The organism is Phocaeicola sp. RTP21198st1_B8_RTP21198_201120 (assembly GCF_040929485.1).
GTDB classification, from domain to species: domain Bacteria; phylum Bacteroidota; class Bacteroidia; order Bacteroidales; family Bacteroidaceae; genus Phocaeicola; species Phocaeicola dorei.
Map to the genome: position 1 here is coordinate 1 of NZ_JBCOCI010000100.1, position 14,427 is coordinate 14,427.

The 14,427-nt window shown below is 43.0% G+C and carries 16 protein-coding genes and 1 pseudogene; 15 read left to right on the plus strand and 2 right to left on the minus strand.

Features of this window, described 5'->3' with window-relative positions; genetic code table 11:
- Positions 1 to 79: 79 nt before the first annotated feature.
- The 4 genes and pseudogenes from AB5935_RS21545 to AB5935_RS21560 form a co-directional block, all read left to right on the plus strand.
- Positions 80 to 211 (plus strand): annotated as a pseudogene (locus AB5935_RS21545) (winged helix-turn-helix domain-containing protein); the annotation flags it as partial.
- 42 nt (positions 212 to 253) lie between these two features.
- The gene (locus AB5935_RS21550) at positions 254 to 517 is read left to right on the plus strand and encodes a hypothetical protein (protein ID WP_007833124.1); all 264 of its coding nucleotides are present in this window, start codon (positions 254 to 256) and stop codon (positions 515 to 517) included.
- A 157-nt stretch (positions 518 to 674) separates the two neighbouring features.
- Positions 675 to 1,127 (plus strand): hypothetical protein, encoded by a 453-nt coding sequence (locus AB5935_RS21555; RefSeq protein ID WP_007833125.1) that lies wholly within the window; start codon positions 675 to 677, stop codon positions 1,125 to 1,127.
- Positions 1,128 to 1,468: 341 nt separating this feature from the next.
- Entirely contained in the window at positions 1,469 to 1,804 is a 336-nt protein-coding gene (locus AB5935_RS21560; protein WP_368327561.1) for a hypothetical protein, read from the plus strand.
- 446 nt (positions 1,805 to 2,250) lie between these two features.
- On the opposite strand, the gene AB5935_RS21565 is transcribed toward AB5935_RS21560, so the two are convergent.
- Both AB5935_RS21565 and AB5935_RS21570 read right to left on the minus strand, forming a co-directional pair.
- Entirely contained in the window at positions 2,251 to 3,561 is a 1,311-nt protein-coding gene (locus AB5935_RS21565; protein ID WP_008655821.1) for an acyloxyacyl hydrolase, read from the minus strand.
- 171 nt (positions 3,562 to 3,732) lie between these two features.
- The gene (locus AB5935_RS21570; RefSeq protein ID WP_007833129.1) at positions 3,733 to 4,605 is read right to left on the minus strand and encodes an NAD kinase; all 873 of its coding nucleotides are present in this window, start codon (positions 4,603 to 4,605) and stop codon (positions 3,733 to 3,735) included.
- Between the two features lie 118 nt (positions 4,606 to 4,723).
- Between AB5935_RS21570 and AB5935_RS21575 the strand changes: the two genes are divergently transcribed.
- From AB5935_RS21575 to AB5935_RS21625, 11 genes are all read left to right on the plus strand, one after another.
- The gene (locus tag AB5935_RS21575) at positions 4,724 to 5,440 is read left to right on the plus strand and encodes a pyridoxine 5'-phosphate synthase (protein ID WP_007833130.1); all 717 of its coding nucleotides are present in this window, start codon (positions 4,724 to 4,726) and stop codon (positions 5,438 to 5,440) included.
- The gene (locus AB5935_RS21580; RefSeq protein WP_007833131.1) at positions 5,437 to 6,153 is read left to right on the plus strand and encodes a MotA/TolQ/ExbB proton channel family protein; all 717 of its coding nucleotides are present in this window, start codon (positions 5,437 to 5,439) and stop codon (positions 6,151 to 6,153) included. Before AB5935_RS21575 ends, AB5935_RS21580 begins: the two co-directional genes overlap by 4 nt.
- A 6-nt stretch (positions 6,154 to 6,159) precedes the next feature.
- Positions 6,160 to 6,579, plus strand: a complete 420-nt coding sequence (locus AB5935_RS21585; protein WP_007833132.1) for an ExbD/TolR family protein — start codon at positions 6,160 to 6,162, stop codon at positions 6,577 to 6,579.
- A gap of 9 nt (positions 6,580 to 6,588) precedes the next feature.
- A complete protein-coding gene (locus AB5935_RS21590; protein WP_007840788.1) occupies positions 6,589 to 7,482 on the plus strand; it encodes a TonB family protein in 894 nt (297 codons plus the stop codon).
- A gap of 3 nt (positions 7,483 to 7,485) precedes the next feature.
- A complete protein-coding gene (locus tag AB5935_RS21595; RefSeq protein WP_007833134.1) occupies positions 7,486 to 8,037 on the plus strand; it encodes a DJ-1 family glyoxalase III in 552 nt (183 codons plus the stop codon).
- Entirely contained in the window at positions 8,034 to 8,693 is a 660-nt protein-coding gene (locus AB5935_RS21600; RefSeq protein ID WP_007833135.1) for a 2-C-methyl-D-erythritol 4-phosphate cytidylyltransferase, read from the plus strand. Before AB5935_RS21595 ends, AB5935_RS21600 begins: the two co-directional genes overlap by 4 nt.
- A gap of 1 nt (position 8,694) precedes the next feature.
- On the plus strand, positions 8,695 to 10,791 hold the full coding sequence (gene recG / locus AB5935_RS21605) for an ATP-dependent DNA helicase RecG (protein ID WP_007833136.1): 2,097 nt from the start codon (positions 8,695 to 8,697) through the stop codon (positions 10,789 to 10,791).
- A 221-nt stretch (positions 10,792 to 11,012) separates the two neighbouring features.
- Positions 11,013 to 11,477, plus strand: a complete 465-nt coding sequence (gene ndk / locus AB5935_RS21610; protein ID WP_038611576.1) for a nucleoside-diphosphate kinase — start codon at positions 11,013 to 11,015, stop codon at positions 11,475 to 11,477.
- Between the two features lie 20 nt (positions 11,478 to 11,497).
- Positions 11,498 to 12,385, plus strand: a complete 888-nt coding sequence (locus AB5935_RS21615; protein ID WP_007833138.1) for a M23 family metallopeptidase — start codon at positions 11,498 to 11,500, stop codon at positions 12,383 to 12,385.
- 113 nt (positions 12,386 to 12,498) lie between these two features.
- Positions 12,499 to 13,041, plus strand: coding sequence for a DUF1599 domain-containing protein (locus tag AB5935_RS21620; protein WP_007833139.1), 543 nt, complete (start codon positions 12,499 to 12,501; stop codon positions 13,039 to 13,041).
- Positions 13,031 to 14,332, plus strand: coding sequence for a BT_3928 family protein (locus AB5935_RS21625; protein WP_038611573.1), 1,302 nt, complete (start codon positions 13,031 to 13,033; stop codon positions 14,330 to 14,332). Before AB5935_RS21620 ends, AB5935_RS21625 begins: the two co-directional genes overlap by 11 nt.
- Positions 14,333 to 14,427 lie beyond the last annotated feature (95 nt).

Here is a 14,427-nt window from a genome sequence, read left to right on the forward strand (position 1 = left end):
AGTAACGGATATAAAATTCTTTCTTTTCAGACTTACAAAGCTGTATGCTTAATCCCCCAGGTTTATCGGGTGAGCCATACTTAACCTGAGTATTGAAAGTACTGCATTGGCTGTCGGTTGGCTGGTATGTGAAAATAAAGTTTTCATAGGAAGTAAAAACGGACAGATTGAAATCTGTAGTGAAAATACCTATAATTTCTGTTTCGGTTAAATTGAAAGATATGTTGCAATGAATAAGAACGGTTCGGCATAAATGCTGGACAATCAGATGAAAGCTGCCCCTTACCGTTTTTACAGGCATTGTACAATAGATGAAGATGGAATCATGACTTGTCATGCTGGAAGTGGCAGTGAACTGAATATTTCTGAGGAAGTGTTTGAATTCCGTCTTAGAGATATGGAATCCCTGAACTGGATGATGAGAAAGGCCAGACTGGAAGGACGAAAAATCAGACCGGCCTCTCTTGATGAGAGATATTTTGACAACTTGCTAAATTATAAAAGATTCCAGTATTAATGGTATGATTGCTGGCGCAGACCTTTTATGCCTCGCTTTTATTATAATATAAGAATGAAAGCGTGTCCTGATTGATGAAAAAGACAACAAGGAGGGACTTGAACAGATTATTTTATATATCGGTATAGTATTCAATAAAATAAAAAAGTGACGGACTATGAAAAAAACATTAATTGGATTATTGGGCTCGACAGTTATATGCGTACTGTTTCTTGCAGGTTGTATTGATGAACATTACGGGGAGGATAGCAATACCATTGTTACCAATCTGACCGGCTATGCATGGGAGAGAACATTTCAGATACGTACTGAGGATGGCAGGGATGCGGAAGTCTGTGAACATTATGAGTTCGGGCTGAATGGTAAGGCTTCCTGTAAATCACGGACGACATGTGATGGCGAGGAAGTGGAAGAGCATGTACATTATTTCCGGTATGATTTTATCACTCCCAATAACAGATATCTTCTTCTGGATTACTGCTACTGGCAGATTGACAGGATCAGTTCTTCAGTATTGAGCATATATGAAACCTCTGACAATCCTGTGATTGTGATGGGGCAGACCAGGGAATATAAGAGTTTCTCGGCTGTTCCGTTGGGGAATGACTGATGCGCTATGTTTGATGTGTTTTTAGGAACAGAGGCGTTACAGGCATAAGTGAGGGAAAAATATGATTTTTGTCTCCATATTGAATCACTGTTTTTACTTATGAGAATCGGACCGGTGTTTTTGATGGGATTTTGTATTCAGAAATTCCACATCAAAGACAAGGATGTTTTTTAAAAAGATCAAGAGCTTTTAAAAAAAGAACAGGAGCTTTTTCAAAAACAACAGGATGTTTTGATGTTTTTCCACTCGTATTGTATAACATGGCAAAACACCTTGTTTTTCTTTCAGAAGTTTCAGTCTCTCCGCAAACGTCCTGTTCATCGGCTTTTCGGCTGAAGGATATGCACGATAAAATCCTTCAGCCGAAAAAGATCTTTCAGCGTGACAGGGTAAGCGATGTCGTATTGTTTGGTTTTCTATCGGTGTTCGGATTCACCTTTATACATTTATTGACCACGGCTGAAAGAAAGAACTACGCAGTTGAAGGATCTCAGTGCATCAATCTGTCAGCCGGAATGCCGATGAACAGGACGTTTGCGGAGAGGCTGAAACTTCTGAAGGTTTTGGGGGGGGATTCTCCGGGAGAGGGGGATTTCTTTTCAAAAGATGGATACGCATATCAAAAAGAACGTAAGAAGACTTTGCATACTTGCCGCAAGTTTTTCGGAATCTTGTAGCAGGATTTGCAGATTCTTGGTATAGGAATATCTTGTTTGATTTTATTGTTGTCTGGTAAAAATGCCGAAGTTTCCCAAAAACGGTCTAGGCTTGCGATAAACAGATTCGGTTTTAATGGTAAACAAATATGATTGTATCTGATACAAAGGTAGTAATTTCCTGCCAACGGGCAAAATTTTAATATAAAAAGGGGTAATTGCTTTACGCCGATCAATAGTTGTATGGAAAAATAATATCTTTACAACTTTGTTCAGATTTAAGGTGTTGAACCTATATACTGGTCATACTAGGAGTATGTGAGAGATAATATATTCAGGTGATTGTTATCGTCCGTGAGGTGAAAAATCAAGGATTTATCAAATAAACATGTAACTTATTTGATATATATATTCCGATAATTTCAGTATATTTTGTAGAATGTGTCTGTGCAAACTAGACGTAGCATCTATCGTCTGTGAAAAGTTGGATACTTATTATTGAACCTGAATCCGAATCCCAGCATCAGATAGTTAGGATCATGGAAATCCTGTAAATTATATCCGATATGAAGGAATGAGCTGCGCGTAACTTCTATCTTTAGTGCCAATATCTGGTAGAAAGATTTTAAATCTCCGCCTGCATGAATCACATTTGTACCTAATCCTATTCCAACTGTGAAGTAAGGCATTACGTACTCGGCACGTCCCGAAACTCCTAGGGCTAATTGTTTGCCGGCAGACGGCTTGAGGAATTCGTCACCGTATCCGTCCGGACTATATACATTCGCACTGCCGTCATAAACACCGTCCAATGAAATACCTGCACGGAACTTATATCCGAAATTATACATCGGCGCGAAATTAAATCCAAGTACCGGATAAGCTTCAGGAGAAGCAACCATTTGTCCTTCGCCAATAGTTACTCCTTTTCTGCGCCATGAACCGAACAATACCAAGTCATAACTGATATGACGGGGGAATTTAGGTACGGGTGATTGATATAGAGGTTTTGCAAAACATTCTTCTTTTCTGTTAATATTGTAGACCAATCCTACTTTTAGTCCGATGGAATTGAGTCCCGCATTCGGGAATTTTGTATTACCGTTAGAGAAATGCGTCACTGCCACACCTGTTGTGAAATCAAATTTGGGAGAGAGCATCCAGTTGAAATAGAAGTTTGTATTCAGATAGGCGTTTACTTTTGAACCTATCACCTTATTATATGGGTTCAAATCACTGTGATATGGTTTCCAGCCAAATGAAGCGCCGAAGTTCCATTCATAGTTTAACGACAATCGTTGGTTGAAACGGGCGATACGCGCTCCTTGAAATAAATAGACAGTAAGCGGGTTGCCCAACTGCGGCTTCTCATACATATTGTAGTAGGCCACACCGATACCTTGATAGGCTCCTCTGTAAATACGGTCGGTATAGGTGTTCGGATGAAATTGGAATGAGTATTTCAAGTGAAGCGACAGGGAATTCTCTATGGGTTTCCAATTCAGATTTTCTCCTCTGAAAAAGGAACTGGTGGGGAAAATATATCCGGGACGTGCCTCAATGCCGATACGGTGGATAAAGTGACGTTTCAATGACAGAGAATCTACATAAAGCCGGTCGGGGATGTTGGTTTTGTCTGAAATGGAAACTTCTGTTGTGTCTATAGGGATTCCCTCTGTATAATGATTGATTTTGTCTTCAGCAAAGGTCATGTTACTTAAGAACAGTAATGTACCCAGAAGTATCATGAATTTCCATTTTTGTATTGTGCCTTTCATATGCCGTGTAATGTTTTTGTGTTTTTTACTGATCTATTGTATGGTCTGAATTTTTTATTTGTGGCACAAATATAATCATAGTATTTGAAAAAAGAAATTTGTTAGATATAAAAAGGTTTTGTATAACCTTGATAACCACTATTTAAACTATTTTGAGGATGAATTGTAATATCATCCTCTACCATCGGCTCCCCACATCATTTTGTTGCGGAGTGTGTTGAAAAAGATATGGCTGTTTCGTTTTACTACATTTATTTTATAGTCGGCTTTGCGGATAGTGAGCCGGCTTCCTTCACGGCAAGTTTCGCTACGTCCGTCGATGGCAATCAGGAAATTGTGGCTGCGGCTCTCTATATCCAATGTGATTTCCCAGTCGTCGTTGATGACAATGGGGCGTACATTCAGGCTATGTGGTGCAACCGGAGTGATGGCGATGGTATTACTGTGTGGCACGATGACAGGTCCCCCGATGCTCAGCGAATAGGCTGTAGAACCGGTAGGAGTGGCAATTACCAATCCGTCCGCCTGATAAGTGGTGAGATAGGCCCCATTGATGGCTGTGTGGATGGAAATCATAGAAGAACTGTCACGCTTCAGTACCGCTATCTCATTCAGACCGAAAGGGTAACCTTTCAGTTCTTGTTCTTTGCAGGATACTTGCAATACGCTGCGGTCTTCTATCCGATAGTTTCCATTGTAGATATCATTAAATGTGTCCTCCATCTCTTCAGGGGAGACATCGGCCAGAAAACCTAATCGTCCGGTATTGATACCTAGTATGGGAATGTTGCGTGAACCCACACGGCTGGCAGCTTTCAGGAAAGTGCCGTCGCCTCCGATACTTAGTATCATGTCGGCTTCAAAATTATTTCCATCGAAAACACCGGCGTGACGGATGCTTATCTTGAGGTCGTTCGTCAGAAACTGGTAGAACTCGCGGCAGATATGGACTTCGGCGTTATGTTGTGACAGAATGGATAGCAAACGTTCCACATGAGCCGATTTCTTGGCTTGATAAGTGTTTCCGAAAAGGGCGAATTTCATTGGGCGTATATTCATTAGTTAATTTTATAAATCTTTTGTTTGTCAAAATGGACCAGGTTTTAATAAAACCTGCTAACTTTGCACATCAGAACTGCAAAGATAATAATATATTGCCAAGATGACAAAGTTAAGTGTAAATATAAACAAGGTAGCCACCTTGCGTAATGCCCGGGGAGGCAACAATCCGGACGTGGTGAAAGTAGCCTTGGACTGTGAGGCGTTTGGTGCGGAAGGTATCACTGTACATCCTCGTCCCGATGAACGGCATATCCGCCGCAGCGATGTGTACGAACTTCGTCCGTTACTTACCACAGAGTTTAATATTGAAGGGTATCCCGCACCGGAGTTCGTTGACCTGGTACTGAAAGTGAAACCTCATCAAGTAACGCTGGTGCCCGATGCGCCCGATCAAATTACGTCTAATGCCGGATGGGATACCAAGGCCAATCTTTCTTTCCTTACCGAACTGATGGATACGTTCGGACAGGCAGGCATTCGTACCTCTATCTTTGTCGGTACGGACAAGGAGATGATAGAATATGCCGCCAAGGCGGGGGCCGACCGGGTGGAACTTTATACGGAACCATACGCTACGATGTACCCTCAGAATCCCGAAGCGGCCATTGCTCCTTTTATAGAAGCGGCGAAGGTGACACGTAGCCTGGGGATGGGACTGAATGCAGGTCATGACCTTAGTCTGGTAAATCTGAAATATATGCATACGCATATTCCTTGGCTGGACGAGGTGTCTATCGGTCATGCATTGATAAGCGATGCGCTTTATATGGGATTAAAACAAACTATTGAAGAATATAAAAATTGTCTTCGTTCATGATGAATATCACTTTATTGGCTGCACAGGCGGCTTTGGCGGATACCCTTGCCGGGGGTAACCCCACATTGACACCCGTTTCGGGGGAGGCTCAGATGAACCTTTGGGATATGGCGGTAAAAGGCGGATGGATCATGCTTGTGCTGGCTCTGCTGTCCGTTGCGTGTTTTTATATCTTTTTTGAACGTCTTGCTTACATTCGCAAGGCTGGTAAGGAAGACCCTTTGTTTATGGAACGTATCCGGGATTATATTCGTACCGGAGAGGTGAAATCGGCCATCAATTATTGCCGTATTACTAATACGCCTTCTGCCCGGATGATTGAAAAAGGGATTTCGCGTATGGGACGTCCCGTCGCCGATGTGCAGGCTGCCATAGAGAATGCCGGAAACATTGAAGTGGCAAAATTGGAAAATGGCTTCCCCGTCATCGCTACGGTTTCGGGTGGTGCTCCCATGCTTGGCTTTTTAGGAACAGTGACTGGTATGGTGCGCGCTTTTTGGGAGATGGCCAATGCCGGAAATAATATTGATATTACATTGCTGTCAGGAGGTATCTACGAGGCGATGATTACTACTGTAGGTGGTCTTATAGTAGGTATTGCAGCCATGTTTGCTTATAATTATCTGGTGGTACGTGTGGATAAGGTAGTTGGCCAGATGGAAGCCCGTACCATGGATTTTATGGATCTGCTGAATGAACCGGTTCAAAAATAAAAATATATGGCGTTAAAAAGAAGACAAAAAATATCACCCAATTTCAGTATGGCGTCTATGACAGACCTCATATTCCTGTTGCTGATATTTTTCATGATTACCTCTACTATGGTGTCACCCAATGCCATTAAGGTATTGCTTCCGCAAGGCAGGCAGCAGACTTCGGCGAAACCACTTACACGGGTAATTATAGACAAGAATCTGAACTTCTATACCGCTTTCGGTAATGAAGATGAAATGCCGATAGACTTGGAAGAACTGCCCGCATTCCTGCAAAGGTGTGCCGAGAAAGAACCCGATATGTATGTGGCCCTTTATGCGGATGAGGTTGTGCCTTACCGTGAAATAGTAAGGGTACTGAACATTGCTAATGAAAATCATTTCAAGATGGTGTTGGCTACACGTCCGCCTGAGAAGAAACGTTAAGCTGTAAGCATGAAGAAAAATAAGATAACAGGACTGATTGGTACGGCTGTACTGCATATTCTTCTCCTAATCCTGCTGTTGGTGATTGCTATCCGTCGCCCTCAGGCTCAGGAAGAAGGGGGTGTCCCTGTTATGCTGGGAAATACGGAACTTTCTCAAGGAAATGCCGATCCTTATACGCTGACGGATGTGGATATAATGAATGAGCCCGAGGTTCCGGCTCCCGATGTATCCGAACCCGAAATGGTTTCTCCCGTCGAAACAAAAGAGGAAATCATCACGCAAACAGAAGAGGAAACGGTGACAGTCCCCAAAAAGGAACCTAAAAGAGAAATTCCTAAAAAAGAAAAGCCCAAGAAGGAGACTCCTAAAAAGGACGTACCGAAAAAGGAGACGGTAAAGCCGAAAGAGAAGACTGAGGCCGAGAAGCGTGCTGAAGCAGAAAAAGCAGAGGCTGAGAAGAAAGCGGCAGCCGAAAGAGCGGCAGCGGAAGCGGCGGCGAAGAAGATAGCCGGTGCTTTCGGAAAAGGAACTCAAATGGGAAATAAAGGAACCGGTACTACAGGCTTCGGTTTGGAGGGTAGCCCGACGGGAAACTCTTCGGAAGGGAAATCCAGCGGAGTGGGCGGTTACGGAACATTTGACCTCAATGGACGTTCTTTGGGTAGTGGCGGTTTGCCGATGCCTGTCTATAATGTGCAGGATGAGGGACGGGTGGTAGTGACTATTACCGTAAATCCCGCAGGACAGGTGATAAGTACTAGTATCAACAAACGTACCAATACAGTAAACGCTTCGTTGCGGAAGGCGGCGGAAGAGGCTGCCCGTAAGGCACGCTTTAACCAAGTGGACGGAGTGAATAACCAGACAGGTACTATTACATATTACTTTAAACTGAAGTAGCTTATGAAAACAATTTATGTATTTTTGGCAGAAGGCTTCGAGGAAGTGGAGGCACTGACCCCGGTAGATGTGTTGAGACGTGCAGGTTTGCCTGTAAAGACCGTTTCTATAACAGGTGTGCTGACCGTAAACGGTGCGCATGGTGTTCCGGTAGTAGCCGATATGGTGTTTGAAGAAGTAAAAGAAGAGGATGCGGAAATGATTGTATTGCCCGGCGGTCTGCCTGGAGCGACAAATCTGGATGCTCACGAAGGTTTGGGCAAGTTAATTATGACATTTGCTGAAGCGGGACGTCCGTTGTCTGCCATCTGTGCCGCTCCGTTGGTATATGGAAAGCGTGGTTTGTTGAAAGGTAAGAAAGTAACTTGCTATCCGGGATTTGAGAAGTATCTGGAAGGTGCTGAGTATACTGCCGCTTTGGTAGAGAAAGACGGTAATTTTATTACTGGTAAAGGTCCCGGTGCCGCTATGGCATTCTCATTTGCTATTGCTGGGAAATATGTCGGTGCGGAAAAGGTGGCAGAATTGAAGCAAGGGATGATGATTGCAGAATGAACAGGCATGTCATTATAGTTGCGGGAGGCAAAGGGTTGCGTATGGGGGGAGATATTCCCAAACAGTTTTTGCCTGTGGGAGGCAAGCCTGTGTTGATGCGTACCATAGAGGCTTTTTACGCTTTTGATTCTTCTATACATATTATATTAGTTCTTCCGGTGAGCCAGCGGGCTTACTGGAAAGATCTTTGTGAAACGCATCATTTTGCTTTGCGTCATGATATTGCCGATGGGGGCGAGACCCGTTTCCATTCTGTAAAGAATGGATTGGCATACGTGAGGGGAGAAGGCTTGGTAGGTGTTCATGATGGCGTGCGTCCTTTTGTTTCCCGGGAAGTGATAGCCGGATGTTATGAGGCGGCGCAGACTAAGCAAGCGGTCATTCCTGTAATTGATGTGGTGGAAACCGTGCGTCATCTTACGAAGCCGGGAAGTGAAACGGTTCCGCGTAATGACTATAAACTGGTTCAGACTCCTCAGGTCTTTGAAGTGCAGTTGTTGAAAGAGGCATATCAACAGGAATATACGGATGCCTTTACTGATGATGCTTCTGTAGTGGAGGCGATGGGCAGGGAGGTCTGTCTGGTACAGGGAAATAGAGAAAATATTAAATTAACCACCCCTTTTGATTTGAAAATAGCGGAAGTCTTAATTTGAAATGTTCGATATCACTACGCGTGACATAAAATATTTGCAAGGAGTAGGCCCGCAGCGTGCAACCGTCTTGAACAAGGAATTAAATCTGTTTTCCTTGCATGATTTGTTGTACTATTTTCCATATAAATATGTAGACCGCAGCCGCCTTTATTATATTCATGAAATAGACGGCAATATGCCTTATATCCAGTTGAAAGGCGAAATCCTCAGTTTTGAGACTTTTGGTGAGGGAAGACAGCGCAGACTTGTCGGTCATTTTTCTGATGGTACGGGCATCATTGATTTAGTCTGGTTTCAAGGAATTAAATATCTGTTAGAGCACTATAAAACCAAGACAGAGTATATTGTCTTTGGTAAACCAACCGTATTCAATGGTCGTATCAATGTGGCTCATCCCGATATGGATCCTTCAGGCGAACTTACCTTATCTACGATGGGGTTGCAGCCTTATTATAACACAACGGAAAGGATGAAGCGCGGTTTCTTGAACTCTCATGGGCTGGAGAGGTTAATGAAGAATGCGCTTGCCCTGCTACAGGAACCTCTTGCTGAAACATTGCCTCCTCAGTTAGTAGAGGAGCATCATTTAATGTCTTTGGATGAGGCCATCCGTAATATTCATTTCCCCAAGAATCCCGAATTGCTGCGGAAGGCCCAATATCGTTTGAAGTTTGAAGAGCTGTTCTATGTGCAGCTCAATATTCTACGTTACAGTAAAGACAGGCAGCGTAAATATCGGGGCCTGCGTTTTGAACGGGTGGGTGAGATCTTTAATACTTTTTATTCACAGAATCTTCCTTTTGAACTGACCGGAGCGCAAAAACGGGTGATAAAGGAGATAAGAAAAGATATGGGAAGCGGACGGCAGATGAACCGTTTGCTGCAAGGTGACGTGGGAAGTGGGAAAACATTGGTGGCCTTGATGTCCATGCTCATCGCACTGGATAATGGCTATCAGGCATGTATGATGGCTCCTACAGAGATTCTTGCCGCCCAACATTATGAAACTATTCGGAAATTCCTGTTTGGCATGGATGTGCGCGTGGAACTTTTAATGGGATCTGTCAAAGGAAAGAAGCGTGAGAAGATATTGAGGGATTTACTGACGGGGGATGTTCAGATTCTTATAGGCACGCATGCCGTTTTGGAAGATACTGTGGGCTTTTCTTCTTTGGGAATGGTGGTTATAGACGAACAACATCGTTTCGGGGTGGCTCAGCGTGCCAAGTTATGGAGTAAGAATGTTTGTCCACCTCATGTGCTGGTCATGACGGCTACCCCTATTCCCCGTACCTTGGCTATGACACTGTATGGTGATCTTGATGTATCAGTTATTGACGAATTGCCGCCGGGCCGTAAACCCATCCAGACTATCCATCAGTTTGACAATCGTCGCGCCAGTCTTTATGCCTCCATTCGCAAACAGATAGAAGAAGGGCGGCAAATCTATATTGTTTATCCTTTGATAAAAGAGAGTGAGAAAATGGATATCAAGAATCTGGAAGAGGGGTATGAACTGATTTGTGCGGAATTTCCCGATTGCCAGGTCAGCAAGGTGCATGGTAAGATGAAACCGGCGGAGAAAGATGCCGAGATGCAGCGTTTTGTCAGTGGTGATACTCAGATTATGGTAGCCACTACAGTGATTGAGGTCGGGGTGAATGTCCCTAACGCCTCGGTAATGGTCATTGAAAACGCCGAACGTTTCGGACTTTCACAATTGCATCAGTTACGTGGCCGTGTGGGGCGTGGCGCCGACCAGTCTTATTGTATTCTGGTCACCACTTACAAACTGACCGAAGAAACTCGCAAGCGGCTTGAAATAATGGTACAGACCAATGATGGTTTCGAGATAGCGGAAGCCGATTTGAAGTTGCGCGGTCCCGGTGACTTAGAGGGAACCCAGCAGAGTGGTGTCGCTTTTGACTTGAAGATAGCCGATATTGCCCGTGACGGTCAATTATTGCAATATGTCCGTGATGTGGCAAATCGTATTGTAGATGAAGACCCCACAGGGACTCGTCCGGAAAATGCTATTCTTTGGCGGCAATTGCAAGCATTGCGTAAAACAAATATAAATTGGGCGGCTATTTCTTAGTTTATGTTACTACATTGTTAAAAATAAAGATATATGTTGCATAACATATTTGCGATGTTTTCTCCCTGTTTATAGAGGTTACAGGGTATTTTACCGGGATTTTGTATATAACTTATATAAAAAAAGAGTTAAAGAAGTACCTTGTTTCTCAAGGAAAATCTCTATCTTTGGGAGAATTTTTGAAAAGAAGCACAGTATTAACCTTAAATGAACCGAATATTATGATGGAAAAAACGCTGGTTATTTTGAAACCTTGTACTCTGCAGAGGGGGTTGGTAGGTGAGATTACTAATAGATTTGAAAGGAAAGGTCTGCGTTTAGCCGGAATGAAAATGGTTCAGTTAACGGATGAAGTGCTTAGCGAACATTACGCTCATTTAAGTTCAAAGCAGTTCTTTCAGCGCGTGAAAGATGCAATGATGGTTTGTCCTGTTATTGTATGTTGCTTTGAAGGTGTGGACGCAGTTCAAGTAGTGAGAACATTAACCGGTCCTACTAACGGACGTCTGGCGGCTCCTGGAACTATCCGTGGAGATTACAGCATGAGCTTTCAGGAGAATATAGTTCATGCTTCCGATTCGCCGGAAACCGCTGAAGTGGAACTTAAACGATTTTTTAAACCAGATGAGATATTCGAGTATAAACAAGCTGTGTTCGGCTCCCTTTATGCTAATGACGAATATTAAAAGAAAAACCAAAAAAACGGATGATTTTGAAATGTGTTAAAGTAGTCGCAGCGGCAGCCTTCGCCCTAGTCAGCCTGAATGTGTCAGGACAGGATCTGTTGGCACGCCAGGCACCTATCGACCGAAAATTGAAAGCAGTAGATTCTGTTGCATTGATTCGTCAGATAAAGGCGGAAAAGTCAGCTTATCCTGCATATAGTCTCTATCCTAATTGGAGTAACGAGCGTGTACACGCTTATGGTAATACTGTTACTATTCCTGATACATTCCGTATTGATATGACCGGTTTCCGTATGCCGACAGAACACACAAAAATAACTTCTAAATTTGGTCCCCGTCGTCGTCGTATGCACAATGGATTGGATATAAAAGTATATATAGGTGATACGATCCGTGCAGCTTTCAGTGGAAAGGTGCGTATGGTGAAGTATGAACGTCGCGGATATGGAAAATATGTAGTGATTCGTCACGAGAATGGGTTGGAGACTGTCTATGGTCACTTGTCAAAGCAGATTGTGGATGAGAATCAGTATGTAGAAGCAGGAGAACCTATCGGATTGGGTGGAAATACCGGGCGTTCTACTGGATCACATCTTCATTTTGAAACCCGTTTCTTGGGACAGGCCATTAATCCGGCACTTTTATTTGATTTTGAAAAACAGGATATTGTAGCCGATTCTTATTTGTTTAGAAAAGGTAATAACAGATACCAGCGTAACACGAATAGTAAGAACGTGAATTTGTTGGCTTCATCAGATGGTACTATCCGTTACCATAAGGTAAGAAGTGGAGATACATTGAGCCGCATTGCACAGAAAACAGGTACATCTATTGATGCTTTATGCAAGTTGAACCATATTACCCGTAGAACTATTCTTCGTCCGGGACAAGTGTTAAGATGTTCTTAAGCTTTAGTTAATTAAGAAATACAAAATAGGGCGGGAAAGAGTATTCTTTTCCGCCTTTTTGTTTACGCTTAAGCAGAAAAATGCGTAACTTTGCCGTCTAATCATAGAGTGTGATGAAAGATACGAAACAACAATTTGAACATGTAATAGCTGTCTGCCGTGATTTGTTTGCGAAAAAACTGCACGATTACGGCGCAGCATGGCGTATCATGCGCCCTTCATCTGTTACCGATCAGATATTTATCAAGGCAAACCGCATCCGTAGTATTGAAATCAAAGGGGTGACGATGGTAGATGAAGGTATCCGTTCGGAGTTTATCGCTATTGTGAATTATGGAATAATCGGCCTGATCCAATTGGAGCTGGGATATGCTGATACGGATGATATGACTGAAGAACGTGCTTTGGAATTGTATGACCGGTATGCCAAACAGGCATTGGAACTGATGCTGGCCAAGAATCATGATTATGACGAAGCATGGCGCAGCATGCGTGTCAGTTCATATACTGATTTGATTTTGATGAAAATCTATCGTACCAAGCAGATTGAAGGTCACGATGGAGCCACATTGGTATCAGAGGGCATTGATGCCAACTATATGGATATGATTAATTATTCTGTATTCGGATTGATCAAGTTGGAATTTGGAGAGTAAACAGTTACATAGTATCATTGGAATCTGGACAAATGCCTGCCGCTTTTTGCTGGCGGTAGTATTTATATTTTCCGGTTTTGTCAAAGCGGTAGATCCGCTGGGTACCCAATATAAAATTCAGGATTATTTGGAGGCTTTCGGTTGGGCTGCTTCGGTGCCTGCCTTTCTTCCGTTTCTGGCGTCTATATTGCAGGCAATGGTTGAGTTTTGTTTAGGAGTATATCTTTTGTTTGGTATCCGCAGAAGAATGACAACCTTGTTTGTTGTGCTTATCATGGGGGTGATGACTCCGCTCACTTTATGGTTGGCTCTTTCCAATCCGATATCGGATTGTGGATGTTTCGGCGATGCTGTGACTTTGACTAATTGGGAAACTTTTGGGAAGAATGTATTTTTGTTGATAGCTGCGGCTTCCGTTTTTAAATGGGGAAACCGTATAACTCCTTTGGTGACCAAACGTTTCGATTGGTTGGTGGCTATGTATGCGTTTCTCTATATTTCGGGGATGACTTTGTATTGTTACCATGAATTGCCTGTCTTTGATTTCCGCCCTTATCATATCGGGGCAGATATACGTAAAGGGATGGAAATTCCGGAAGGAGCGAAGCCTACTGTTTATGAAACTCGTTTTATTCTTCAAAAAAATGGAGTGGAGAAAGAATTTACATTAGAAAATTATCCCGATAGCACATGGACTTTTGTAGATTCCCAAACGATAGTGAAGGAACAAGGATACGAACCGCCTATTCATGACTTTTCTATTATTCGTCAAGAAGATGGGGAAGATATAACCGATGAAGTACTGGATGATGATAATTATACTTTTCTGTTGGTGGCGCATCAGCTGAGCCAGGCGGATGATAGTACCATTGACCTGATAAATGAACTGTATGATTATAGTGTGGAGCATGGATATCAATTCTATTGTCTTACTTCATCACCCGATAGTGACATTGAAGACTGGCAGGAGCGTACGGGAGCCGAGTATCCTTTTTGCCTGATGGATGACATTACACTGAAAACCATGATACGCTCTAATCCTGGACTGATGTTGCTGAAGAACGGAGTAGTTATAAACAAGTGGAGTGTGAATAGTCTGCCTGATGAATATGTGCTGACCGACAGGCTGGAAAAATTGCCCTTGGCACAAATCAATGAAAAGACTTTCAGTCATAAAGTGGTGCTGGTATTGGCATGGTTTGTCTTCCCGTTGTTGTTTTTCAGCATGGTGGATGTCATTTGGGAGCATTTTCATAGGAAAAAGAAATTGAAAGAGAATCGAACAAAATAATTTCATTAACCCTTTAATAAAACCTCAAATCCGCAACTAAGCCCTTGAACGTCCTTATTGCGTTTACACGTCCTCTCATTACTGAATTTGCAGAT

What these genes read in the sequence shown, in the direction of transcription:
- AB5935_RS21550 (WP_007833124.1), top strand. Translation starts at nt 254, where the DNA reads ATGCTGGACAATCAGATGAAAGCTGCCCCTTACCGTTTTTACAGGCAT.
- AB5935_RS21555 (WP_007833125.1), top strand. Translation starts at nt 675, where the DNA reads ATGAAAAAAACATTAATTGGATTATTGGGCTCGACAGTTATATGCGTA.
- AB5935_RS21560 (WP_368327561.1), top strand. Translation starts at nt 1,469, where the DNA reads ATGCACGATAAAATCCTTCAGCCGAAAAAGATCTTTCAGCGTGACAGG.
- AB5935_RS21565 (WP_008655821.1), bottom strand. Translation starts at nt 3,561, where the DNA reads ATGAAAGGCACAATACAAAAATGGAAATTCATGATACTTCTGGGTACA.
- AB5935_RS21570 (WP_007833129.1), bottom strand. Translation starts at nt 4,605, where the DNA reads ATGAAATTCGCCCTTTTCGGAAACACTTATCAAGCCAAGAAATCGGCT.
- AB5935_RS21575 (WP_007833130.1), top strand. Translation starts at nt 4,724, where the DNA reads ATGACAAAGTTAAGTGTAAATATAAACAAGGTAGCCACCTTGCGTAAT.
- AB5935_RS21580 (WP_007833131.1), top strand. Translation starts at nt 5,437, where the DNA reads ATGATGAATATCACTTTATTGGCTGCACAGGCGGCTTTGGCGGATACC.
- AB5935_RS21585 (WP_007833132.1), top strand. Translation starts at nt 6,160, where the DNA reads ATGGCGTTAAAAAGAAGACAAAAAATATCACCCAATTTCAGTATGGCG.
- AB5935_RS21590 (WP_007840788.1), top strand. Translation starts at nt 6,589, where the DNA reads ATGAAGAAAAATAAGATAACAGGACTGATTGGTACGGCTGTACTGCAT.
- AB5935_RS21595 (WP_007833134.1), top strand. Translation starts at nt 7,486, where the DNA reads ATGAAAACAATTTATGTATTTTTGGCAGAAGGCTTCGAGGAAGTGGAG.
- AB5935_RS21600 (WP_007833135.1), top strand. Translation starts at nt 8,034, where the DNA reads ATGAACAGGCATGTCATTATAGTTGCGGGAGGCAAAGGGTTGCGTATG.
- recG (WP_007833136.1), top strand. Translation starts at nt 8,695, where the DNA reads ATGTTCGATATCACTACGCGTGACATAAAATATTTGCAAGGAGTAGGC.
- ndk (WP_038611576.1), top strand. Translation starts at nt 11,013, where the DNA reads ATGATGGAAAAAACGCTGGTTATTTTGAAACCTTGTACTCTGCAGAGG.
- AB5935_RS21615 (WP_007833138.1), top strand. Translation starts at nt 11,498, where the DNA reads ATGATTTTGAAATGTGTTAAAGTAGTCGCAGCGGCAGCCTTCGCCCTA.
- AB5935_RS21620 (WP_007833139.1), top strand. Translation starts at nt 12,499, where the DNA reads ATGAAAGATACGAAACAACAATTTGAACATGTAATAGCTGTCTGCCGT.